A 22429-nucleotide genomic window follows, 5' to 3' on the forward strand; every position below is an offset into this window, starting at 1 on the left:
ATGAAAAAGTTCTTCAGCCTGATCGCCACCCTGCTGGTGCTGGTCGCTGCCGTGGCCATCGGTCGCCAGTTGTGGCTGCACTACATGACCACGCCCTGGACCCGTGATGGCCGTGTGCGTGCCGACATCATCAACGTCGCTGCCGACGTGCCCGGCTACGTGGTGGATGTACCGGTCAAGGACAACCAGCGGGTGAAGAAGGGCGACCTGCTGATCCAGATCGACCCTGAGCACTACCAGTTGGCAGTCGACCAGGCCAAGGCACTGGTCGCCTCGCGCAAGGCCACCTGGGAAATGCGCAAGGTCAATGCCAAGCGCCGTGCCGACATGGACAACCTGGTGATCTCCAAGGAAAACCGCGACGACGCCAGCAACATCGCCAATTCCGCCCAAGCCGATTATCAACAAGCCCTGGCCGAGTTGGCCGCAGCCGAGCTGAACCTCAAGCGCACGCATATCGTGGCGACGGTTGACGGCTATGTGACCAACCTGAATATCCACAAGGGCGACTACGCGCGCACGGGTGAAGCGGTGATGGCGGTGGTCGACGAGCACTCGTTCTGGGTTTACGGGTTCTTCGAGGAGACCAAGCTGCCGCATGTGAAGGTGGGTGATCAGGCCGAATTGCAGATGATGAGCGGCGAGCGCCTCAAGGGGCATGTGGAGAGCATCGCCCGCGGCATCTACGACCGTGACAACCCACAGAGCCGCGAGCTGATCGCCGACGTGAACCCGACCTTCAACTGGGTGCGGCTGGCACAGCGGGTGCCGGTGCGCATTCACATCGATGAAGTGCCGGAAGGTTTTTTGCTGGCGGCGGGGACGACCTGTACGGTGGTGGTGAAGCCGAGTTCGCCTTGAGAGATATGTCGCCAGGCCGATCGAGCGCACCCCGCGTGCTGCCCGATCCGCTTGGCGACACCTCGCACAACTCAGGCACTCGCCGCCGCCACCAACACCGGCACTTCGACCCGATCAATCACCTTCGCGCTGATCGATGGGTCGAGCAACCGCCCCAGCCGCGACAGGTGGCGGTGGCCCATGATGATCAGTTCGCAACGCAGCTCCTGTGCCTTGGCGACAATCGCTTCAACCGGCAGCCCGGCCACCATGCAGCCGTGGCTGGCGAAGCCGGCTTGCTGCAGTTCGCGCACGGCCTCGGTTACGGCGTGGTCGGCATGCTGCTGTTCCTCGCAGGCGGCGGGGTATTCTTCCAGTTCCTCGGCGGTGTAGGGCGCGGGTTGCTCGTGCACCGCGAAGGTCGAATCGATGGCCAGCAGCACGTGCAGTTCGTGCTCGCCCGGGCGGCAATAGCGGCGGGCGAGGGCAAGCAGGGAGGCAGATGCGGGGGAGGCGTCGATGGCGATCAGGACGGGGCTGGGCATGCGGGTTCCTTGATGTATTTGGGGGCTGGGGCGGCCTTTTCTTAGATCAACGGAGCGGGTTTACCCGCGAAAGGGCCGAACCTGCCATGCATCATTCTCGACCCAATGCTTTCCCTGAATAAATGGCCCACCACGCACAAGCGCATTGCGTCCGGTGCAATCCATCAACCTGATACCATCGCATTCCCCACAGCTGTAGCGGAAAACGGCCATGCAACTTCCGGACATGAACCTGCTCGTCGCCCTCGATGCCTTGCTCGATGAGGGCAGCGTGGTTGGCGCGGCGCAACGCATGAACCTGAGCCCGGCAGCCATGAGCCGGACCCTGGGGCGTATCCGCGAAGCACTGGGCGACCCGATTCTGGTGCGCGCCGGCCGTGGCCTGGTGCCGACGCCGCGTGCGCTGGCCCTGCGCGAGCAGGTGCATGGCCTGGTGGAGCAGGCCGGGCAGGTATTTCGCAGTCGCGACGATGTCGACCTGGTGAACCTGGACCGTGCCTTCAACATCCGCACCAATGACCTGTTCATCGCCCTGTATGGCGCTCAGTTGTTGCGCATGATGCTTGCCCAGGCACCGCATACGGTGCTGCGTTTCGTGCCGGAGGGCAGCGGCGACGATGATGCGGTGCTGCGCAATGGGCAAATCGACTTGATCATCAGTTCAGCCATTGAACTGGGCCCCGAAATCAAGGTTCAGAGTCTGTTCAACACCTACTTCGTGGGCTTGGCGCGTGAAGGGCACCCGGTTTTCGATGACGAGATCACCCCTGAGCGCTTCGCCGCCTACCCGCACATCAGCGTGTCACGCCGTGGCCGTGCCAATGGGCCTATCGACGTGGCGCTGGCCAATTACAAGGTGGAGCGCCGGGTAGCGCTGATCACGACGAGTTTTCACTCCGCGATGTTTTCGCTGCCGGACTCGGACCTGATCTTGCCGATACCCGCCAATATCCTGAACAGTGTGAACCGGCTGAAACTGCCATTGCGGTCCTTCGAGATCCCCGTGCCACTGGAAAAGGTCAACGTCATGCAGGCATGGCACCCGCGGTTCGATAACGACCCGGCCCATCGCTGGCTGCGGCAGACGTTGAAGGCGTGCGGCAGGATGGACCCTTGAGGCGTGTGGCACATCCGCTGCCCGATTGCGTTTGACGCAATATAAAACTGCCAACAAGTCAGTTTTCGTAAGCATTCGACCTTTTTAGACTTGCTCCAGTCGCAAATTTTGTTGCCGGAGATGTCTGCCCATGAGTTCCCTGTCCGTCCCGTCTGCCGCCATGGCCGCCGCCCCTGCGCCGGCTGCGCCCGCGCAGGCTGCGTTCGGCCTGCAGGTAGTGGTCGGGTTGTTCGGTGTGTTGCTGGCTGTGCTGTGCGCCGGCCTCAACGAGTCGGTGACCAAGATTTCCCTGGCCGATATCCGCGGCGCCATGGGCATCGGTGCCGATGAAGGTGCCTGGTTACTGGCGGTATACAGCGCCGCTTCGGTCTCGGCCATGGCCTTTGCGCCGTGGCTGGCCACGACCTTCTCGCTGCGGCGCTTCACCATGTGCGCAATTGGTCTGTTCGCCGTGCTTGGCCTGCTGCAGCCGTTCGCCCCCAACCTGCACAGTTTGATGTTACTGCGCGTACTGCAGGGCTTTGCCGCTGGCGCCTTGCCGCCGATGTTGATGAGCGTGGCCCTGCGCTTTCTGCCGCCAGGTATCAAGGTCTATGGCCTGGCCTGCTACGCCCTGACCGCCACCTTTGGCCCCAACCTCGGCACGCCGCTGGCGGGGCTGTGGACCGAATACGTCGGCTGGCAATGGGCGTTCTGGCAGATCATCCTACCCTCGCTGCTGGCCATGGTCTGCGTAGGCTGGGGTCTGCCGCAGGACCCGCTGCGCCTGGAGCGTTTCAAACAGTTCGACTGGCGCGGCGTACTGCTTGGCCTGCCCGCCATCAGTTGCATTGTGCTGGGCCTGTCGCTGGGCGACCGCTGGGGTTGGTTCGACTCGCCGCTGATCTGCTGGCTGCTGGGCGGTGGCCTGCTGTTGCTGGTGTTGTTCATGTACAACGAGTGGTCCGAGCCGTTGCCGTTTTTCCAGTTGCGCTTGTTGCAGCGGCGCAACTTGAGTTTCGCCTTGGTGACCCTGGCCGGTGTGCTGGTCGTGCTTTCGGGTGTGGGCAGCATCCCGTCGGCCTACCTTGCGCAGATCCAGGGCTACCGCCCGGCGCAGACCAGCCCGTTGATGATGCTGGTGGCCATGCCGCAACTGATCGCCCTGCCACTGACGGCGGCACTGTGCAACATCCGCGCAGTGGACTGCCGCTGGGTGCTGGGCATTGGCCTGGCGATGCTGGCGGTGTCCTGTGTTGGCAGCAGCCTGCTGACCAGCGAGTGGATCCGTGGCGACTTCTACCCGTTCTACCTGCTGCAGGTGTTCGGCCAGCCGATGGCAGTGCTGCCGCTGCTGATGCTGTCTACCAATGGCATGACCCCGCAGGAGGGCCCGTTCGCCTCCAGCTGGTTCAACACCGTCAAGGGCCTGGCCGCCGTCATCGCCGGTGGCCTGCTGGATGTTCTTGGCACCCTGCGCCGGCATTTCCATTCCAATCACCTGGTGGACAGCCTGGGCAACGCCCCGCTGGTCGACGGCAACGCCGCTGGCCTGGCCAAGCGCATTCACGACCAGGCTCAGGTATTGACCTCGGCTGACCTCTACCTGGTGTTGGCCTGTATCGCCGTGGCCCTGATCTGCCTGATTCCTTTCGTGCCTACCCGGGTCTATGCGCCGCGTGCGGTGGCTTGAACCCTGGATGATTTCGAGAACCATTGAAATGACCAACAACCGCAAAACCCTTTTCATCGGCTCGGTGCTGGCCGTGGCCGTCCTGGCTGGCATCGTCGGCCCCTGGATGTTTGGCAGTGATCACCGCCAGAGCACCAATGACGCCTATGTGAGCGCCGACTACACCGTGGTCGCGCCCAAAGTCGCCGGTTTTATCAAGCAAGTGCTGGTGGAAGACAATCAGCAGGTCACGGCTGGCCAGTTGTTGGCGACCATCGATGCGCGTGACTACCAGGCTGCGCTGGATGCTGCGCAGGCGCAGTTGCTGGTAGCCCAGGCACAAAGCGCCGATGCCCGCGCCACGCTTGAACGCCAGGACGCGCTGATTGCCCAGGCCGAAGCGGCAGTGAAGGCGGCCCAGGCTGAGGTGGCGTTCGCCGACCATGAAGTCAACCGCTACAGCCGCCTTGCCGAGCAGGGCGCGGGTACCGTGCAGAACGCCCAGCAGGCGCGCAGCGCGGTCGACCAAGCCCGTGCTCGCCTGGCCAACGCTCAAGCTGCGCGGGTGGCGGCGCGCAAGCAGGTGGACATCCTCAAAGCTCAAGTGGCCAGCGCCGATGGCCAGCTCAAGCGTGCCGAAGCAGGCCTGGAAAAGGCCCAGCTCGATCTGTCCTACACCCGCATCACAGCACCGGTGGACGGTATGGTCGGCGAACGCGCCCTGCGGGTGGGGGCCTACGTCAACCCGGGCGCTCGCCTGCTGTCGGTGGTGCCGTTGCAGCAGGCCTATGTGGTCGGCAACTTCCAGGAAACCCAGCTGACCCACGTACAGCCGGGCCAGCCGGTGCGCATCAGCGTCGACACCTTCTCCGGCGAAACCCTGCAAGGCCATGTGCAAAGCATTGCCCCGGCTACCGGCGTAACCTTCGCCGCAGTCAAGCCAGACAACGCCACCGGCAACTTCACCAAGGTGGTGCAACGCATTCCGGTCAAGATCGTTCTCGATGATGGCCAGCCACTGCTCACCCGCCTGCGTGTGGGCATGTCGGTCGAAGCCACCATCGACACGCGTGGCGACAAGCTGGACGGCAAAGAGGTAAGCGCGCGATGAAACCGGGATTACGCTTGAGCCCCTTGCTGCTGGCTGTGCTGTTGACCGGTTGCACCCTGGGCCCGGATTTCCAGCGCCCAGAAAGCCAGGCCCCGCAGCAGTGGGCGCCGCTGCAAGGCGAGGCAGCGGCCAGCCAGCCCCAGGCCGAACCGCTTGAGCTGCGCTGGTGGGAAACGTTCCACGATGCCCGCCTGAGCGCTTTGATCCAGCGCGTTGCCGAACGCAACCTCGACCTGCAGATGGCCAGCGCGCGGCTGCTGCAAAGCCGTGCCCTGCGCAGTACCTTGGCTGCTGACGAAGTACCGTCGGTGGACATGAACGCCGGTTACAGCCGCGCTCGTAACAGCGCCGATGGCTTGAGCGATCCGTCCGGCAAGGCCGGGAAAGAAGCCTTCAACCTCTGGCAGGGCGACCTGGTGGCCGGTTGGGAACTGGACCTGTGGGGCCGTGTACGGCGTCAGGTCGAGGCTGCCGATGCCACGGTCGAAGTGGCCGAGAATGACCGACGCGGTGTGCTGCTGGCACTGCTTTCGGAAACCGCCGGCAACTACATACAGCTGCGTGCCGTGCAGCACACCCTCGATGTGACGCAGGATAACCTCAGGGTCGCCCGGCACAGCCTGAAGTTGTCCCAGGACCGCCAGGCCGAAGGCGTTGCCACGCGCCTGGATGTGGCCCAGGCCAGCGCCCAGGTCGCGTCTATCGAAGCGCGCCTGCCGAGCCTGGAAGCGCGGCGTGATGACTTGATCAATGCCCTCAGCCTGCTCGCTGCCGAGCCGCCGCGCAGCCTCCAGGCCGAATTGCTGCAAAGCGGCGAGCTGCCCGCGCCGCAGCAGAAGTTTGCCATCGGCTTGCCGTCCGAACTGGCCGAGCGCCGCCCGGACATCCGCCAGGCCGAGGCCCGCCTGCATGCCGCCACTGCCAGCATTGGCGTGGCCAAGGCGGATTTCTACCCGAGCATTCGCCTGTCGGGCAGTGTCGGCTTCCAGGCCCTGCAGCTGTCGGATTTCGGTGGCTGGGATTCGCGCCGGTTCGCCTTCGGTCCGCAGATGTCGCTGCCGATTTTCGAAGGCGGCCGGCTCAAGGGCACCCTGGAACTGCGCGAGGCGCAACAGCAGGAAGCCGCGCTGAACTATCGCAAGGTGGTGCTGGGGGCCTGGCATGAAATTGACGATGTGCTACGCCTGTACAACGCCAGTCAGTTGCGCCGTGATCACCTTGCCGAGGCCGTGCGGCAAAACCGTATCGCCCTGGAAACCGCCCAGCGCCAGTATGTGGAAGGGGCGGTGGACTTTCTCAATGTGCTGACGGTGCAAGGCGCGCTGCTGGCCAGCGAGGAGCAATGGATCGACAGCTCGGCCGCGGTGTCGCAGGCGCTGGTGGGGCTGTACAAGGCGCTGGGTGGAGGCTGGCAGGCGTTTGATGAGCAGCCGCAGAATGTTCACAGTTAGAGAGGACGCGCAGCATCTGGAGGGCGGGGTACTGCGGTCCATGGCCTGATGCTTTGCAGCCTGTACTGGCCTCTTCGCGGGTAAACCCGCTCCTACACGACGGCCTGCGCCCAACCACCGATGTGTGTCCACCACCAATCTGGTGTAGGAGCGGGTTTACCCGCGAATACGGTAGCAGCGGCAACGGTGAACGGCGGGTGGAAATTGGCCAGCAGGGCCGGCCCTTTCGCGGGTAAACGGCGGCCTGTGTCCAACCACCGATGTGTGTCCACCACCAATCTGTGTAGGAGCGGGTTTACCCGCGAATACGGTAGTGGCGGCAACGGTGAACGGCGGGTGGAAATTGGCCAGCAGGCCCGGCCTTTTCGCGGGTACAGGCAGGCGATCACTCAGAGCGGGCGCAGCAGGCCGAAGCGCTTGCGCAGCGCCCAGTCCAGCAACCGCCGCGGCAGCAACCGTGCCATCAGCGGCAAGACTGTACTGCCATTCCCCAGCCGCACCCGTGCTGGCGCCGACGACTTGCCGACGGCTGCCAGCACGCCTTGGGCAAATACCGCCGCCGACGTTGGCTTGTCCTGCGAAGCCCGCGCCCGCGCCTGCACATGCTCACGCAAAGGCCACCACGGCGAGTCCATCGCCAGCACCTGCTCGGCCTGGCGCTGGGCATTGCTGGCGAACTGCGAGGCGATTGCGCCCGGCTGTACTTCCATCACCTGCACACCGAACGGCGCCAACTCCAGGCGCAAGGCATCGCTCAGGGCATGCACAGCCGCTTTCGAGGCGCAGTAAGCGCCGGCGAATGGCGTGACCAGCACGCCCGATACACTGCCGATATTCACCACCAGGCCGCGTGAGCGGCGTAACAGCGGGAACAGCGCCTGGGTAACGCCGACCACGGCGAAAACGTTGGTTTCGAACTGCTGACGCAGGGCGTCGACGCCACCATCGAGCAGTGGCCCCATGGCGCCGTAGCCGGCGTTGTTGATCAGGATATCGAGGGTTTCCAGTTCCTCTGCCAGGCGGGCCAGCGCCTCGCCGTCGTTTACATCCAGCTGCCGGGCCGTGTAGCCAGCGGCACTCAGTTGCTCGACATCCTCAGGCTTGCGGGCGGTGGCCCAGACATGGTGGCCCGCATCGCGGAAGGCGTCGGCCAGGGCGCGGCCGATGCCGCTGGAACAACCGGTGATCAGGACGGTGGGCATGGTTGGGGCCTGTTGTCATGGAGGATCGGTTGTTGCCTGTGCCGGCCTCTTCGCGGGTAAACCCGCTCCTGCAGGGCGTAGGAGCGGGTTTACCCGCGAAGAGGCCGGCATAGGCAACACATCAATTGGCAAATGTACCTTGCAGGCGTTCTGCCCGGAACTCCAGGGTCTGCGGCCGATAGCCGGAACGCAGTGGCGGCAATGGCAGGCAGTCTTGCCACTCGGCCCCCGGCTGCAATTCACCTGGCCCTCGGTATCGCGGGGCGTTGTAGGTGTTCTCGGCCAGGTTCACGGTATCGCCCGGTGCGTACGCCGCCACGCGCCAGCGCAGTTCGGTCAGCGGCACGTCGTTGCCGTTCTTCATGCGTACCTGCAAGGCACGGTCGGCGGGACAGTGTTCTGGGGCGTAGGTCAGACGCAGGTCCAGGCGCGCCAGTCGACTGCTTTCGCGGCTGTCTTGCCAGACGACGAACAAGGCCACCAGGCCCAGGCCACACACAGCCGCCAGGGAGATGGGAAGAGCCTTGGCTGGGTAACGCAACAACAACACCAGCCAGGTGAGGATCAGCAGGGCACCGATCAGCATCGCGTTATCGCCTCATTCGCGCGCAGGGATGGCTACAGCCTACCTAAAACCCAGCAGTCAGGTAACCGCTGAGCAACCATGCCAGAAGCCAGACCTGGCAATACTGCGAGTAGTGGAAAGGGTATATCCATTCTAGATTCCGCCATGCCTATTCAAAAGGAGCATGGCCATGAGTCACACAGCAATTGAGCGAGAGCTTGCGCAAGAAATGAAAAAAACGCCTGCCAAGGGCAACGTTACGGCTGTCATCAGCCTTGCGGGTCAAAAGGAGGATTTCGTTTCCGAGGGCGTGGACTACGGGAGCGCTGAAAAATCAGCGTGGTTGTACGCCTACAAGGGGCAGGCCGAAGATGCGGACGTCTACATTGACTTCGATCTGGAACTACAGGAGGGCGTGCGGGATGTCGTTATCGGGGGTGAGGCTAACCGGGCGCTTGTTCACAAGCGCGGCACAACCTATGGCGGCTATGCGAAATCCGGTCGTATCCGGAAACTCGAAATGACTGCCACGAGCATCAGGGCTGAATCCTTCGAATTTGAAGGGGAGGATGATTTGCAGCGACCTTTCAGGGTGGTGGGTGGCCCATTCGACATCTACGTCATAGCCCCGAGCGTTGAATGAGCAGGCTCGCCCCTGGTCAACCCAGGGGCGAGTCAGCATTTACTGCGCGATGGTCTTCACCGAAACGCCGCGCTCGATGGGGGTGGACGTGCGCCCATACACATCCTCGAAGCGCTCGATATCATCCTCGCCCAGGTAGCTGCCGGACTGCACTTCGATGATCTCCAGCGGGATCTTGCCCGGGTTGCGCAAACGGTGCACCGAAGCGATGGGGATATAGGTCGACTGGTTTTCGGTCAGCAGGAACACGTTTTCGTCGCAGGTCACCTCGGCGGTACCGGATACCACGATCCAGTGTTCGGCGCGGTGGTGGTGCATCTGCAGCGAGAGGCTGGCGCCCGGCTTGACGGTGATGTGCTTGACCTGGAAGCGGCCGCCCATGTCCACCGAGTCGTACGAGCCCCACGGGCGATACACTTCCAGGTGGTTCTGGGTTTCCGTGCGGCCCTGTTCGTCGAGGGTCTTGACCATCTGCTTGACGCCCTGGACCTTGTCCTTGTGGGCAATCATCATGGCATCCTTGGTCTCGACCACCACGATGTTCTCAAGGCCGATCACCGACACCAGTTTGCCGTTGCCGTGGATCATGCAGTTGCGGCTGTCTTGAACCACTACGTCGCCCTTGGTGACGTTGCCGTTGTCGTCTTTCTCGTGCACTTCCCACAGCGACGACCAGCAGCCTACATCGCTCCAGCCGGCCGACATCGGCACCACGCAGGCACGCTGGGTTTTCTCCATCACCGCATAGTCAATGGAGTTGTCCGGGCAGCAGGCGAAGGTGGCTTCGTCGATGCTCAGGACATCGCCGTCTTCCTGGCTGCGCTCCAGGGCCAGTACGCAGGTATCGTAGATGTCGCCGTCGTGCTTTTTCAGCTCTTCGAGGAAGCGGCTGGCGCGGAACAGGAACATACCGCTGTTCCAGAAGTAACCACCGGCCTGGACGAACTCGGCGGCGCGTTTTTCGTCGGGCTTCTCGACGAACTGCGCAACCCGCGCCACGCCTTCGGGTAGCAGCGCATCCTGGCTGGAACGGATGTAGCCATAGCCGGTTTCCGGCTTGGTCGCCGGCACGCCGAACAGCACCATCTCGCCACGCTCGGCGGCCACAGTGGCCAAGGCCAGGGCACGTTGCAGGGCTTTCTGGTCATCGATCACATGATCGGCAGGCAGCACCAGCATCAGCTCGTCGCGGCCTTCGTTGACCAGCTTCATGGCAGCCATGGCCACGGCCGGCGCGGTGTTGCGGCCGAACGGTTCCATGAGGATGCCCTGGGTTTCCAGCTTCAGTGCGGCCAGTTGCTCCTGGACGATGAACTTGTGGTCCTTGTTACAGACCACAATCGGGGTGTCCATGCCCTCGAATACCAGGCGCTCGATGGTTTGCTGGAACAGCGTGTGTTCTCCGGTCAGGGCCAGGAACTGTTTGGGGAACTGCTTGCGCGACAGAGGCCAAAGACGGGAACCGCTACCACCAGAAAGAATTACCGGGATCATCATGTTTCTCCAATAGTCGTTGAGAGGCAGGGGAATCAGTTGCTAGCCACGGGGCGAGTTACCCACACCGGCGACAAGGCGTTGCCGGAACCCGTTACGTACAGCACTGCGGCTTCGCCGCGTTCCAGGGCGACGGGTTTTACGTCACCCACTTTCTTGTCTCCTTGGTACAGCGCCAGGTTGACCTTGACCGGGTTGATTTCGCGTTCGCCACGGCCGTTGGCGGCCACCGGCTTGACCACTTCGGTCTTGCCGTCGGCGGTTTTCAGGGTCAGTTGCTGGTCGCTCAGGTTCTGCACGCGCACCAGGGCTTTCTGCTTGTTCTTGAACGGTGGTTCTTCGATCAGCTGCGGGTTGCCGCTGTTGCTGTTGACCAGGGTGTAGTACTTGTCCGAGGCCAGCTTGACCGGCACGCTCTTGCCGCCGACCTGGGCGGTGTAGTCGCCGCCTGGCAGGAAGCTGAAGTCGCTGCTGGCTTGTGCGCCAACCTGTTTGATCTGGGTGTTGCCGACCGACGCGGCGGCCGGTGCGCTGGTCGCGTTGTACAGGCGTACGAAGGTCGAGCCTTTCGGCGCACTTGGGCCATACAGTGCGGCGTCGGCACCGGCGAAGGCCTGCATCGAAGCAAGGGAAAGGCCAGCCGCGAGGGTGAGGGCTTTGGCAATGGAAGTCTTGGTAGTCATGTGCGTTTCCTCTCTATCAGTCAGTGGTCTGTCCGGGTGGACGACAAGGCCAGGTTTTCTTCGGATTTACGGGAGTTTTTCAGCTGCGCGATCCACTGCGGATCGAAGCTGCTGAGGTCGTTTTTCATTGGCAGATAACGTTCGGGGAATTCCCACACCACCACTTGTGGTGCGGCGTTTTTAAAGGCATCGCTTTGCAGGTACTTGAGCATCGGCAGCAGCGGGCCATGGCCGTCTTCGGCGTAGTTGGCGACGTCACTGCGCAGGGCCTGCTGCAGCGCGCCGAGGAAGTTCCAGTGCGGGTTGGCGCTGTAGCTGGTGCCTACCAGTGCAACCGGGATCTGCTTGTCGGCGAACAACGCGTCGCCGGCGTCACCCTCGGCATCGACCGGCCGGGTGGTGCGTTTCTGCAGGTTGTCCGGGGCCGGCAGCAGGTTGCTGAACAAGGGGTCCAGTGGCAGGAAATTGGTCAGGTCGCCCTTGTAGGGGGCGGTGTTGCCGGCTTCGGTGATGAAGGCTTGTGGGTCGCCGTTGAGCAGGCTCTGGCGGCTGACCGCTTCGGCCAGCGCCTGCGCCGCCACTTCGGCTCCCATAGGCGTCCAGTGGGTGTCAGTACGCAGGAACACCTGGCCGCGGGCCTTGGCCTGCTCCATCGGTGCCATCAGGTCCGGTGCGAACACGTTGGCCTGGCGTGCCTGGGCATGGAACTGGTTGTACAGGTCGTCATGCAGGCTGGCAGGCTGCTCTTTGCCCAGGTACTCGGCGTATACCCGCGCCTTGGCCGGCACGATCGCCAGCACCAGCTGGCTACCGTGTTGCTGCAGGGTGTCGCGTACGCCACGGATCAGTGCCAGGTTTTCCTGCATCAATTGCTCGGCACCGGCGGTGGGCTTGAACTCTTCGTCGCTGAACAACCACTGGTCGCGGCCCAGTACCACACCGGGGCGGCCTTCGTTGAACAGCTTGAAGTCCATTGCCGCCCACAGGTTGGTGCCCAGGCGCTTGATCGGGAATTCGGCGTCGTAGTGGGTCTCGGCGGCCTTGGCCAGCTTGCCGTTGAGCAGGGTCATCTGCTCGGTGCGCTGGAAGCTCTGCAGGCCACCGGTGGACCAGGCGCCCATGCCGACCAGCAGGCCAAGGAACGACAGGGAGTAGGTAATACGTAATGTCCGGGTCATGGTCATCAACCTCAGAACTGGAAGTAAAGGAACGGCGAGTAGCTTTGCGCCGAAAGCTTGAGGATCGAGGCGACGAACAGCAGCAGGATCAGTGCGCGGGTCATCACCCGGGTCCAGTCAAGGCCGATCGAGCCGTCAGCGTTGACCTGCACCGGGGTCGCCTTGGGCGTCGGCCTGGCGTTGCGGTAGAAGTCGCGCAGGCCGAAGAACGCCAGGGTGAGGTAGGCGATGACCAGGGTGGCCACCTGCAGACCGGTGAGCTGGGCGCGGTTGAGCTCCGACAGCTGCCAGTCGCCGAAGCTGAACATGGCGCCGTACATACGGGCGGCCACCTGCAGGTTTTCGGCGCGGAAGATCACCCAGCCGACTACCACCAGCAGGAAGGTGAAGGCCCATTTCACCGGATTGAAGCGCTGCGGGTTGGTGTCGAGGCCCAACGCGCGCTCGATGGCCAGCCACATGCCGTGCCAGGCGCCCCAGATGATGTAGGTGAAGTTTGCACCGTGCCACAGGCCGCCCAGCAGCATGGTCAGGAACAGGTTGCGGTAGGTATTGAAGGTGCCTTTACGGTTACCGCCCAAGGTGATGTACAGATAGTCGCGCAGCCAGGTCGACAGGCTGATATGCCAGCGCCGCCAGAACTCGGTGATCGACTGGCTGATATAGGGCTGCTTGAAGTTTTCCATGAAGCGGAAGCCCATCATCAGGCCCAGGCCGATGGCCATGTCGCTGTAGCCGCTGAAGTCGAAGTACAGCTGTGCGGTGTAGGCCAGGGCGCCGAGCCAGGCATCGCCCGTGGTGGGGTTTTGCAGGGCGAAGCAGTGGTCGGCGACCACGGCCAGGGTGTCGGCGATGAACACTTTCTTGATGAAGCCCTGCATGAAGCGGGTGCAGCCTTCGGAGAACTTGTCCAGCGTGTGGGTGCGGTTGTTGAACTGGTCGACCAGGTCCTTGAAGCGCAGCACGGGGCCTGCGATCAGGTGCGGGAAAATCGCCACGAACGCTGCGAAGTCGATCAGGTTGCGGGTAGCCGGGGTGTCACCGCGGTATACGTCGATGATGTAGCTGATCGACTCGAAGATGTAGAACGAGATACCGATCGGCAGCAGCACGTGGGTCAGAATGAATGGCTCCAGGCCAAACGACGTCATGATCGCGTTCAGGCTGTCGACGCCGAAGTTGGCGTACTTGAAGTAGCCGAGGATTGCCAGGTCGACACCCACGCCGAGCAGCAGCCAGCGCTGCGCCGGTTTGGTGCGCACACCAGCGGCACCGACTTTCAGGCCGATCCAGTAGTTCCACAGGGTGACGCCGGCGAACAGTGCCAGGAAGTCCACCCGCCACCAGGCGTAGAAGATGTAGCTGGCGACCAGCAGTAGCAGGTTGCGATAACGTTGCCCGCTCAAGTAGTACAGGCCGAGGAAGATCGGCAAGAACAGGAACAGGAACACGTTGGACGAGAAGACCATCCCGGTTCTCCTAATTTGTTCACAGCATCCGGGGCAAAGCGCCCCCCAAACCCCCCAGTGCAAGACTGGAAGGCAACTTAGGTCCCTGTGGGAGCGGGCAAGCCCGCGAACAAGGGCGAAGCCCTTGCCATGCACCGCGGTGGCTTCTTCGCGGGCATGCCCGCTCCCACAGGTTCCGCCCCCGCAATGGGGGTCAATTCATTTCTTGCTCTCTGCACTCGGGTCGTAGACCCGGGTCACATCGCCGCCCAGCCGGAAGCTGTTGAACGGCTGCATGTCGTGCTTGCGCTCAAGCGTGTCGCCAACGCAGTGGTACAGCGCACACCAGGGCTCGAGCCAGGAGTACTTGCTGTCGACCTTGAGGTCGGTCATGTCCTGTTTCTTGCCCGCACGCGCCTTGAAGTGGCTGGGATCGCGGGCGCCGGCCAGCACGCCTTCACCCAGGCGCTGCAAGGCGAAGTTGTTCTCGGCGCGCAGGTCGACGCCATTGGCCTGGGCGAAGCTGGCAATCATCGCCAGCGGCGGCAAGGCGTAGTTGTGATAGGCCAGCGCGCGCTGCTTGCGCTTGATTTCGTTGGGCAGGAAGCCCTGGTCATCCACCTGGTTGGCGCCAACCTTGTATTCCTTCACGGCCCAGTCGAACAGGTCGCGACGGTCGGTGGCGACGGCGGTAGCCATGACCGACCAGGCCGCCCAGTAGCTGTGGTTGTTGATCTTCTCCAGCGGCAGGTCGCTCCAGTCACGCACAGTCTGCTCGGCCAGGCGGCTGAGCCATTTTTCGATCAGGTCGGCCTCGGCCTGGTGTGCGGCCAGCGGCTGCGAGTTGGAGAATTTCAGCCGCAACCATGAACCGCTCATGCTGCCCAGCGCCCATTTGCGCATCGACTTGCCGGTATGGTTGTAGTCGGTGGACAGCAATGCACCGGCACGTGCCCAGGTGCCCAGCCACGTCAGGGTGCAGTCGAGTTGCGCCGGGCGGCCGTCGCGCATGTACTGGCCGACCATCTTGCTCACGCCTTTCTCCAGCGTGGTGATGTCTTCGGTCGACTTGCGGAAGGCCTTTTCCGAGGCTGCGTTGAGTGTTGCCCGTGCCTTGTCCGAGCCTTCGTACTTGCTGCGAAACTGCAGCGGGCCGGTGTATGGCTTGGGCGCCGCTTCGCAGCGGAAGTTACCATCACCGGTCTTGAGCTTTTCGATCCCCTGGTAGTAACCCTGCGGCGGTACCAGCGCGGCGTGCGCAGCACCGCCAAACAGGGCCAACGCGAGCAGGGCGGGGCTGGAAATTCGTTTGAAAATGGTCATGGGTCGCCTCACTGGCCTGCCTGCGCGGTCTGCGCGGGCACGGCGAAGTTGTTGCGTTTGCAGAGCTTGGCTTCGACCTTCTGGGTGCCGCTTTCCGGCCCTTGTACCTCGAACGCCAGCAGGCTCTGGCTGGCCCAGTCCTCGTCTTCGCGCATCTGGAAGACGAAGCGGCCGTCGGTGTCGGAGGTTTCCGGTTTTTCCAGCTTGATGTCCTCATGGCGACCGTTGAGGTACCAGAGGGTGGCCTGCAATACCTTCACCGAGGGGTCTTCGAACTTGACGTCCATCTGCAGGTTGCGGTTGATCAGGTCTTTGATCACGCCGCCCTTGCCGTTGACCATCAGCTCGTTCTTGCCAGGCTTGAGGGTGGTGCTGGCGCTCATCAGGGCTGGGCGGTCGTCGCAGCCGTCGTCGAGCAGGCCAAGGATTTGCCGCCAGATGGTTTCCTGGTCCAGGCGGTACAGCGGGGAGAATTCCCAGATCAGGATCTTCGGCGGGTTCTTCTGGAATTCCTCACTGCCCAGGTACTGGATCATCGACCCTTCCAGGCCACCGCCTGGGAAGGCGACGTTGAGCACGTCGGCGCCGATGTATTGCTCGAGGAAGCCAGAGAAGTTGTAGTTCTTGCCACTGTGGCTGGTACCGACCAGGGTGATCTGCGCATTGCCGCTGTCACCGAACAGGTCGTCGCCACCGCTCGCGCCTTTCGGCTCGGTGGCGAACTGGTCCATGTACTGGACGGCGTAGCTGGTGCCGCACAGTTGGCCGGCAACGTTGTGCAGGGTGCCGGTCTTGCCCATGCGCCCTGACTTCTTGGTCTCGAATTCCTTGCGCGGGATGCCTTCGAAGGCCGGCATCTTGTGCACGGTGTCGGCCACGATCTTCGCCGCGCGCTCGGCACCGTACGGCGTCCAGTGCTGGTCGCCACGGAAGTAGAAGTCCTTGCCCTGGTCAGCGGCGGCCAGTTGCTCGTTGGTCAGCGGTGACAGGTCGGGCACGTTGTAGCCCATGCTGGCGAAGCGCTTGAGCATGGCCTGGTAGTTGCCCAGGGCCTTCTGGTAGTCGAACGCGGCCTTTTCGGCCGGGTTGAGCATGTTGCGGTTCACCAGGCCGCGGGTCGGCTGGTACACCACCACCAGTTCCACGCCACGTTTCTTGAACGCGTCGTGCACTTGCTGCAGGCGTTTGTAGCCGGCTGGGGTGGTGTTGAACTCGGTGCGCAGGTCTTCGCGGGTGCGGAACAGCCAGTCGCCTTGGGCCTGCACCAGCGTGGTGAAGTTTTGCTGATAGCGGGTGGTGTAGCGGCTGGCATCGTGCGCTTCAGGGCACAACTGGCAGCAGGGCTCGGCGTTGAAGGTCGGGGCCTTGACGTCTTCGGCGCGCGCGCCCTGGCTGATTGCCAGAAGGGCGGCGGACAGGCCCAGCAGTTTCATCAGGTGTGGAGTCATGGTCTGGGCTTCCTTAATCGATCATTTCGGTCTGGCGTTCGACCGGGTCGATCAGCACAGCCTTCTGCTGGCGTACCAGCAGGTCGAGGATTTCGTCCTGGCGCTCGCCCAGCACACCATTGAGGCTGATGCCGCTGGCCTTGCGTGGCGCGAGCATGGACACCTTGTACAGCTCGACCGACAGCGGCGAGTCGATCGACAGCGGGCCGGAGCCGTTGGCCGACAGCTCGCCACCCACCACGATCAGCGACACCTTGGTGTCGAATGGGTCGAGGGCGATGTCGCGGTCGGTGTCGGACAGGTCCTTGATGTGGCCATATACGCCGACCAGGCCGTTGGCCATGGCGACGTTTTCGTACAGGCGGATGTTCACGCTGTTACGCACGCGGATGCCGTGGCGGCGGTTGTTGACCAGCTTGTTGCCCCAGATCAGGTTGTCGCCGCTTTCGTACAGGGTGATGCCGTCGGTGTGGTTGCGGTAGATCTCGTTGTAGGCCACCAGGTTGTTGACGCTGTTACGGTCGATCACCACGCCCGAGAGCTTGTTGTCGTAGCTCTTGTTGTTGATGATCCAGCTGTCGTTGACCTCACGCGAAACGATGATGCCGTGCTTCTTCTTGGTGCCGTACACCGTGTTGCCGGCGATGATCAGGCGATGCGAACGGTCGTGCGGGTCGATGCCGTAGACGATGTTGTCGCGGTAGGTGCTGTCCTTGATCACGAAGTCCTGGGTTTCGTAGCAGTAGAAGCCGTACCACATGTCGCTGAACTCCGAACCGATGATCCAGCCGGTGGGCTCCGGGCGGCCCATGCGCTTGGCCATGTTCGGCGTGTACTGCGAGATGCTCACGCCATACGACTTGGACTTGGCGTAGCCGAAGCTGGCCATCTTCGTATTGACGATGTAGGTCTCGGTACCACCCCACGACAGCAGAAACGGGCGGAATTCCTTGGGCGAGCGGAAGGTCGCCGGGCCGTTGTCCTTTTCCCGCCAGCCGGTCACCTGGGTGTCGGTTACGAACAGCTTGCCGTCATTGACCAGAAATGCGCCGCCCTCCTGGGACAGGCGCAGCTGTTTGACCTTGCCGTCGATCTCGAGGATGCCCTTTTGCCCGACCACGATCGGCAGGCGTGCCAGGTAAACCCCAGGCTCGACTTCGCTGAAGTACTGTTTGGGCACCTTCTTGCTCAGCTCGGTCAGGTCGACATGGCCGTCATCGACGAAGATCGCCTGCGGGATGCCGTGCTGGCGCTGCACCCACTCGGCGGCCTTGTTGTCGCCGCCGACGAACTCCTTGAGGGTGTCCTCCTGGAACATACGGCGCAGGCTGACCTTGCCCTTGTGGCGGCGGTCGATTTTCTTCTGCACCGCCTCGGCCGTGAAACCGGTGAGGTCGGGCAGCTTTGGCGGGTCCATCTGCAGCGGCTCTATCGGTGCGCTGGCCACCGTATAGGTCTTGGCCTGCTGCAGCTCCTTGGCGATCACCTGGGGCTCTGCGGCAGTGGCCAGGCCGCTTGCCAGCAGCAAGGCACTGGCCAACAGGCTGTGACGTAAGTGCGGGTGAAGGTTCATCACGGTCAGTCCCCTACCGGCCTCAGAAGCGCCAGATGACGTCGACGAAGGCGCGGTGCATGTACGAGTCCGCTTCCTTGCCGTAGGCGTCGCCCGGCTTGAATACACCGGCACGCAGGCGCACCAGGGCTGACGGCTCGTCGATTGCCTGGCTCATCGAAGCCGGCAGCAGGCCTTGCTTGAAGTACTTGGTCACGACCACGTCCATTTCCTGGCCAAGGTCCTTCTCGCCGTCGACCAGCTGACGGTTCACGCCGTTGTCGTTGACCACGGCGTTGATGCCGCTGGAGCCGATGTTCTGGTTGCCATCGACCCGCCAGAATTTGTGGTAGATCAGGCTGGCGTCATAGTCGTCACGCAGCTGCCACGAAGCGAACAGGGTGGCGGCCTGCAGGTTGCCCAGCTCGCCGCGGAACGCTTCGCCGAAGCGGTGCACACGCGAGCGGGTGCCGGTGAAGTTGGAGCGGTTGCTCTCCAGGCCGGTCTGCTCGAAGTTGTTCGAACCGTCATCGCCGCCGCCGCCGCTACCGCGGGCGTAGGCAGCGCCGACCTGCCATTGCGGGTCCAGGCGCAGGCGGATACCGAGGTCGGTTGCCCAGGCGTTGACGTCACCGCTCTGCTTACCGGTGGCGACCTGGTCGTCACCCACCTGCTGGGTGCTCAGCTTGTCGCGGTCACCGGTTAGCCAGGTGACGCTGCCCCAGTAATTCACGGTGTGGTCGTTGCGCCAGTTGTAGGCGTCGCTGTTGGCCTCCAGACCCAGCCAGGTAAGGTCGCCAGTGCGGGACTTGTCCAGCGCGTCGACCGTTTCGCCGGGGTTCTTCAGGCTGCCACTGTCATGCGTGTGGTGAGCGCGCAGGCCAACCCAGTGGCCAGGGGTCCACTGCGTGGCGACGTTGCCGTAGATGTGGGTGCGGTCCTTGTCTTCCGGCGCCAGTTCGGTGAGATCGGTGCGGTATTCGCTGAAACGCTGGGCGACGCCCAGATCGGCCTTGAGCAGCGTGGTGTCGAAGGTCCAGTTCAGCGCTTCGATGTTGGTATCGCGCCACATGCCATCATCGCTGCGCAGGCGCTGGCGACCGAAGCGCAGTTGCTCGCCTGGGTAGGCGGTAAGGCCGCTGTAGCCGACCCAGAACTCGCGCATGGCCAGGTAGCTTTTGTCTGGTTGACGGCTGTCGTCGCCGGTGTCGGTGCTGGTGCCGTCGTCATTCTGGCGCAAGGTGTCGGTTTCGATGGTGTCGGTCGCAGCGACCGCCTGGCCCATGGCGTAGGCACTCCAGTTACCGCGCTCGCCATACACCCAAGGGCGCAGGTCCAGGCCCAGGCCGTTGAGGTCGCCGCCAGAGCGGGTGCCGAGGTCACGGTCGTCTTCCGACTGGCCGGTGATTTTCACGTCCAGGCCGAAGTTCTTTTCAGCGGTCATTTCCGCCAGGGTCGGGCAGGACCACAGCAGGGCGAAGCTCAGGCCGATGCCGGCTTTCACGAAGGGATTGAGCGTCATAGCGAGTCCTCACCGTCTACTTCTTTTTCGTCGTCTTGCAGGGCTTCGAGGGCCAGGGTGCTATTCGCGCCCTGCGCCATGCTGCCGCGTGCACGCTTTTCCTGGTCCAGCAGTTGCTGGGCCTGGTTGCGCTGGTCAGGTGTCAGTTGCTGGTCGAGCTGCTGCAGCAGTTCGGCTGATTGCGGCGTCGGGTTGGCCTGCGACAGCTGGGCGAACACCCAGGCGTTGCCCGGTTGCGGGCGGATGCCGTGGCCCTCGCTGAACAGCTGAGCCAAGGCATAGTCGGCGCTGTTCTGCCCGCCACGGGCGGCGGCCAGCAGGTGGTCGACGGCCTTCTGCGGCTCGACATTGCCCAGGTAGCCGCGGCGGTAAAGCTGGCCCAGGTAGTAATGGGCGCTGATCTCACCGGCTTCGGCAGCGGCTTGCAGGTGCTGCTCGGCTTTTTGAGCGTCGGCTGGCAGGGTTTTGCCTTCGTAGTACAGACGGCCCAGCAGCAGTTCGGCGCGTGGCTGTTCAGCTTCGCGGCCTTTGTCGATGTAGGCCATCAACTGGTCGGTGTCGCCCAGTTCTGGGAAGTCGTATACCAGCTGTGCCAGGCTGACCCAGGACGCCGGGTTGGCCGGGGCTACTTGCTCGAGCAGCTCCTTGGCGGTTTTTTCGTCGGTCTGGCCAAGGCTGCGATCGGCCAGCACCCGGGCCACGCTGTCAACCCGGGTGGCCGGGACAGCGCCACGGGCATAGGCGGATTTCAGCTGGCCGAGCAGGGCGGCTTGCTGGTCGGCCTGGCCGCGTTTCTGGTACACGGTGGCCAGTTCGACGTAGCAGATGTCGGTGGTGTTCAGCGCGGCCTTGCAGATTTTCTCCACTTCGCCCAGGTGCTGGTCGTAGGTGCCCTGGGTGCGGTACAGCAGCACCTGGGCCAGGCCCGCTTCCGGGTTGCCGGCGGCGCGCCACTGGTCGATCTGCTGCTGCGCGTTGACCTTGGGGAAGCTCTGCGGGTAGCTGAGGTAGAGCATCGCCAGTGGGATCAGGGTGTTGCTTTCGCCTTGACCGGCCGCTTGCTTGAGCAGGGTCTCTGCTTCTTCGCGCTCGGCCTGGGTGCTGTCCGGCTTGGCCACCAGCAGGCGGCCAAGGCGCGCCTGGGCGCGTGGCGACGTAGCGGCTGCAGCGCGATAGGTGGCTTCGGCTTCCTTGATTTGCGAGGGGTCGCGGGTGGCCACCTTGATGTCCGCAAGGCCGACTTGCGCTTCGCTGTAGCCCAGGTCGGCCAGCGCCTTGTAGTTGCGCTCGGCCAATGCCGTGTCACCGCGCTTCATGGCCTCGTTGGCCAGGCGCTGGTCGGGCAGGCCGGCACAGCCGGCCAGGGTGATGGCGGCGGCCAGTGCACACAATCCCAGGTTCACGCGGACCCTGTGGGAGCGGGTGTTGGTATCAGAGATCATTGTCCGTCCCTCACAGGCCACGGGCCACGGCTTTGTCGATCAGCCAGTTCAGCGATGGGCCACGGTCGCTGTTGACCGAGGCCGGGCGGCCGGCCAGTTCTGCCGGCAGGCCGCTGTCTGGCTTGATCTGCACGCGGATGTCGGAGGACAGGTCTTCGCTGTTGAGGCTGGTGCTGCTGACGATCTGACCGGTGCGCACTTCGTCTTCGCCGGCCACCTGGAAGTTGACCCGGGTACCCGGCTTGACCTCGTCGAATTGGCGGTAGCTGAAGCGCGCTTCGACCATCGGGGTGGTGGTGCGTGGGATCAGCTGGAAGATCGGCTGGCCCTTGGCGGCGTACTGGCCGTCGTCCACCAACTGGCGCGCGACCACGCAATCGCAGGGGCTGGTGAGGGTGCCGGACAGCTGCTTGCCGAACAGCTCCTCGATCTTCGCCGGCTCCAGCTGTGCGTCTTCAAGGTTGCCCTTGAGCATGTCCAGCATGCTGGTGGTGAAGCTGGCCAATGGCGCGCCCTTGGCGATCTGCCCACCGCTTTCGACCAGGCTGCTTACGGTACCGTCGCGCGGCATGGTGACGTTGGTGGTCGGCACTGCGACCACACCGGCTTCGGCGTGGCTGACGAAATACATGCCATACAACGATTTGGCGACGAAGCCGAAGGCCGCAACGCCGACCACGAACACGCCCAGTGTGACGGTGACTGCCTTGAAGCGGCCGAAGGCGCTCAGGCCCGACCCTCCGTCCTTCTGCTTGCGCGCCTTGGTGAAGTTGTCGCGTTGCAGGGTGCTGAGTACGTCGCCGATGCTGATCAGCTCACCCGACAGGTGGCTGGTGATGATGTGCCGCAACGTGGCGATGTCGCGAGGTTCAAGGTTCTGGAACTGCGCACCGATACGGCCATTGTCCGGGTTGTACGAGCGCACCTGGAACTCGATGTCCATCGACAGGCCCAGGTTGTCGACCACGAACTGCAGGCGTCCGCGCAGCACATCGCCCACCGACTGCGGTTGCTTGGTGTAGAAGCTCAGGCCGCCGGCAGAAAGGTCTTCGACCTTGACTTCGTGGACCTGGCGCTGGGCGTCCAGGAACCGCAGTTTGGCGGGAATGCGTACCCGGGCGTGTTGGCGCTGGGCTTCGGACTCATGCACGACATTGACGTTCACGGCGGTATTCATGGTGGTTTGTTCCTGTTAGATCCGATCCGGGTTTGGC

The 22429-nt window shown here is 63.3% G+C and carries 19 protein-coding genes; 6 read left to right on the forward strand and 13 right to left on the reverse strand.

Features of this window, described 5'->3' with window-relative positions:
• Nucleotides 1-861, forward strand: a complete 861-nt coding sequence (locus FQ668_RS05750) for an HlyD family secretion protein (RefSeq protein ID WP_004575355.1) — start codon at nucleotides 1-3, stop codon at nucleotides 859-861.
• A gap of 71 nt (nucleotides 862-932) precedes the next feature.
• Here FQ668_RS05750 and FQ668_RS05755 read toward each other — a convergent pair whose 3' ends face one another.
• Nucleotides 933-1385: a universal stress protein gene (locus FQ668_RS05755; RefSeq protein ID WP_019438409.1), complete on the reverse strand. Its 453-nt coding sequence runs from the start codon at nucleotides 1383-1385 to the stop codon at nucleotides 933-935.
• Between the two features lie 211 nt (nucleotides 1386-1596).
• Between FQ668_RS05755 and FQ668_RS05760 the strand changes: the two genes are divergently transcribed.
• From FQ668_RS05760 to FQ668_RS05775, 4 genes are all read left to right on the forward strand, one after another.
• Nucleotides 1597-2502 carry a LysR family transcriptional regulator gene (locus FQ668_RS05760; RefSeq protein ID WP_003251728.1) on the forward strand — a complete coding sequence of 302 codons (906 nt, stop codon included), beginning with the start codon at nucleotides 1597-1599 and terminating at the stop codon, nucleotides 2500-2502.
• Between the two features lie 130 nt (nucleotides 2503-2632).
• Nucleotides 2633-4174 carry an MFS transporter gene (locus FQ668_RS05765; RefSeq protein WP_019438410.1) on the forward strand — a complete coding sequence of 514 codons (1542 nt, stop codon included), beginning with the start codon at nucleotides 2633-2635 and terminating at the stop codon, nucleotides 4172-4174.
• Between the two features lie 28 nt (nucleotides 4175-4202).
• Nucleotides 4203-5264, forward strand: coding sequence for an HlyD family secretion protein (locus FQ668_RS05770; protein WP_026031931.1), 1062 nt, complete (start codon nucleotides 4203-4205; stop codon nucleotides 5262-5264).
• Entirely contained in the window at nucleotides 5261-6715 is a 1455-nt protein-coding gene (locus FQ668_RS05775; RefSeq protein ID WP_019438411.1) for an efflux transporter outer membrane subunit, read from the forward strand. Before FQ668_RS05770 ends, FQ668_RS05775 begins: the two co-directional genes overlap by 4 nt.
• A gap of 389 nt (nucleotides 6716-7104) precedes the next feature.
• Here the strand turns inward: FQ668_RS05775 and FQ668_RS05790 are convergent, their stop codons facing one another.
• Nucleotides 7105-7917, reverse strand: coding sequence for an SDR family oxidoreductase (locus FQ668_RS05790; protein WP_019438412.1), 813 nt, complete (start codon nucleotides 7915-7917; stop codon nucleotides 7105-7107).
• 121 nt (nucleotides 7918-8038) lie between these two features.
• Entirely contained in the window at nucleotides 8039-8503 is a 465-nt protein-coding gene (locus FQ668_RS05795; protein ID WP_014592314.1) for a hypothetical protein, read from the reverse strand.
• 169 nt (nucleotides 8504-8672) lie between these two features.
• On the opposite strand from FQ668_RS05795, the gene FQ668_RS05800 reads away from it, so the two are divergent.
• Nucleotides 8673-9125 carry a hypothetical protein gene (locus FQ668_RS05800; RefSeq protein WP_019439205.1) on the forward strand — a complete coding sequence of 151 codons (453 nt, stop codon included), beginning with the start codon at nucleotides 8673-8675 and terminating at the stop codon, nucleotides 9123-9125.
• A 39-nt stretch (nucleotides 9126-9164) separates the two neighbouring features.
• Here the strand turns inward: FQ668_RS05800 and FQ668_RS05805 are convergent, their stop codons facing one another.
• The 10 genes from FQ668_RS05805 to FQ668_RS05855 form a co-directional block, all read right to left on the reverse strand.
• Nucleotides 9165-10619 carry a mannose-1-phosphate guanylyltransferase/mannose-6-phosphate isomerase gene (locus tag FQ668_RS05805; protein WP_003251742.1) on the reverse strand — a complete coding sequence of 485 codons (1455 nt, stop codon included), beginning with the start codon at nucleotides 10617-10619 and terminating at the stop codon, nucleotides 9165-9167.
• A gap of 35 nt (nucleotides 10620-10654) precedes the next feature.
• The gene (locus tag FQ668_RS05810) at nucleotides 10655-11302 is read right to left on the reverse strand and encodes an alginate O-acetyltransferase AlgF (RefSeq protein ID WP_019439206.1); all 648 of its coding nucleotides are present in this window, start codon (nucleotides 11300-11302) and stop codon (nucleotides 10655-10657) included.
• A gap of 20 nt (nucleotides 11303-11322) precedes the next feature.
• Complete coding sequence (locus FQ668_RS05815; protein WP_019439207.1) at nucleotides 11323-12480, reverse strand: alginate O-acetyltransferase; 1158 nt, start codon at nucleotides 12478-12480, stop codon at nucleotides 11323-11325.
• 11 nt (nucleotides 12481-12491) lie between these two features.
• Nucleotides 12492-13949 carry an MBOAT family protein gene (locus tag FQ668_RS05820; RefSeq protein ID WP_014592311.1) on the reverse strand — a complete coding sequence of 486 codons (1458 nt, stop codon included), beginning with the start codon at nucleotides 13947-13949 and terminating at the stop codon, nucleotides 12492-12494.
• A gap of 198 nt (nucleotides 13950-14147) precedes the next feature.
• A complete protein-coding gene (locus FQ668_RS05830) occupies nucleotides 14148-15251 on the reverse strand; it encodes a mannuronate-specific alginate lyase (protein ID WP_014592310.1) in 1104 nt (367 codons plus the stop codon).
• An 8-nt stretch (nucleotides 15252-15259) separates the two neighbouring features.
• Nucleotides 15260-16699 carry an alginate O-acetyltransferase gene (locus FQ668_RS05835; RefSeq protein ID WP_014592309.1) on the reverse strand — a complete coding sequence of 480 codons (1440 nt, stop codon included), beginning with the start codon at nucleotides 16697-16699 and terminating at the stop codon, nucleotides 15260-15262.
• Nucleotides 16700-16712: 13 nt separating this feature from the next.
• Entirely contained in the window at nucleotides 16713-18272 is a 1560-nt protein-coding gene (gene algG, locus FQ668_RS05840; RefSeq protein WP_003251754.1) for a mannuronan 5-epimerase AlgG, read from the reverse strand.
• Nucleotides 18273-18294: 22 nt separating this feature from the next.
• Nucleotides 18295-19773 (reverse strand): alginate export family protein, encoded by a 1479-nt coding sequence (locus FQ668_RS05845; protein WP_053868114.1) that lies wholly within the window; start codon nucleotides 19771-19773, stop codon nucleotides 18295-18297.
• On the reverse strand, nucleotides 19770-21215 hold the full coding sequence (gene algK / locus FQ668_RS05850) for an alginate biosynthesis TPR repeat lipoprotein AlgK (protein WP_019439209.1): 1446 nt from the start codon (nucleotides 21213-21215) through the stop codon (nucleotides 19770-19772). The genes FQ668_RS05845 and algK overlap by 4 nt, the downstream gene beginning before the upstream one ends.
• A gap of 10 nt (nucleotides 21216-21225) precedes the next feature.
• Nucleotides 21226-22392 (reverse strand): PilZ domain-containing protein, encoded by a 1167-nt coding sequence (locus FQ668_RS05855; protein ID WP_019439210.1) that lies wholly within the window; start codon nucleotides 22390-22392, stop codon nucleotides 21226-21228.
• Nucleotides 22393-22429: the final 37 nt, after the last annotated feature.

The organism is Pseudomonas sp. Kh14, from assembly GCF_900291005.1.
Classification (GTDB): Bacteria; Pseudomonadota; Gammaproteobacteria; order Pseudomonadales; family Pseudomonadaceae; genus Aquipseudomonas; species Aquipseudomonas alloputida.

Bases quoted from the DNA above. Each gene is read 5' to 3' on its own strand.
- FQ668_RS05750 (WP_004575355.1), top strand. From the start codon at position 1: ATGAAAAAGTTCTTCAGCCTGATCGCCACCCTGCTGGTGCTGGTCGCT.
- FQ668_RS05755 (WP_019438409.1), bottom strand. From the start codon at position 1,385: ATGCCCAGCCCCGTCCTGATCGCCATCGACGCCTCCCCCGCATCTGCC.
- FQ668_RS05760 (WP_003251728.1), top strand. From the start codon at position 1,597: ATGCAACTTCCGGACATGAACCTGCTCGTCGCCCTCGATGCCTTGCTC.
- FQ668_RS05765 (WP_019438410.1), top strand. From the start codon at position 2,633: ATGAGTTCCCTGTCCGTCCCGTCTGCCGCCATGGCCGCCGCCCCTGCG.
- FQ668_RS05770 (WP_026031931.1), top strand. From the start codon at position 4,203: ATGACCAACAACCGCAAAACCCTTTTCATCGGCTCGGTGCTGGCCGTG.
- FQ668_RS05775 (WP_019438411.1), top strand. From the start codon at position 5,261: ATGAAACCGGGATTACGCTTGAGCCCCTTGCTGCTGGCTGTGCTGTTG.
- FQ668_RS05790 (WP_019438412.1), bottom strand. From the start codon at position 7,917: ATGCCCACCGTCCTGATCACCGGTTGTTCCAGCGGCATCGGCCGCGCC.
- FQ668_RS05795 (WP_014592314.1), bottom strand. From the start codon at position 8,503: ATGCTGATCGGTGCCCTGCTGATCCTCACCTGGCTGGTGTTGTTGTTG.
- FQ668_RS05800 (WP_019439205.1), top strand. From the start codon at position 8,673: ATGAGTCACACAGCAATTGAGCGAGAGCTTGCGCAAGAAATGAAAAAA.
- FQ668_RS05805 (WP_003251742.1), bottom strand. From the start codon at position 10,619: ATGATCCCGGTAATTCTTTCTGGTGGTAGCGGTTCCCGTCTTTGGCCT.
- FQ668_RS05810 (WP_019439206.1), bottom strand. From the start codon at position 11,302: ATGACTACCAAGACTTCCATTGCCAAAGCCCTCACCCTCGCGGCTGGC.
- FQ668_RS05815 (WP_019439207.1), bottom strand. From the start codon at position 12,480: ATGACCCGGACATTACGTATTACCTACTCCCTGTCGTTCCTTGGCCTG.
- FQ668_RS05820 (WP_014592311.1), bottom strand. From the start codon at position 13,949: ATGGTCTTCTCGTCCAACGTGTTCCTGTTCCTGTTCTTGCCGATCTTC.
- FQ668_RS05830 (WP_014592310.1), bottom strand. From the start codon at position 15,251: ATGACCATTTTCAAACGAATTTCCAGCCCCGCCCTGCTCGCGTTGGCC.
- FQ668_RS05835 (WP_014592309.1), bottom strand. From the start codon at position 16,699: ATGACTCCACACCTGATGAAACTGCTGGGCCTGTCCGCCGCCCTTCTG.
- algG (WP_003251754.1), bottom strand. From the start codon at position 18,272: ATGAACCTTCACCCGCACTTACGTCACAGCCTGTTGGCCAGTGCCTTG.
- FQ668_RS05845 (WP_053868114.1), bottom strand. From the start codon at position 19,773: ATGACGCTCAATCCCTTCGTGAAAGCCGGCATCGGCCTGAGCTTCGCC.
- algK (WP_019439209.1), bottom strand. From the start codon at position 21,215: ATGATCTCTGATACCAACACCCGCTCCCACAGGGTCCGCGTGAACCTG.
- FQ668_RS05855 (WP_019439210.1), bottom strand. From the start codon at position 22,392: ATGAATACCGCCGTGAACGTCAATGTCGTGCATGAGTCCGAAGCCCAG.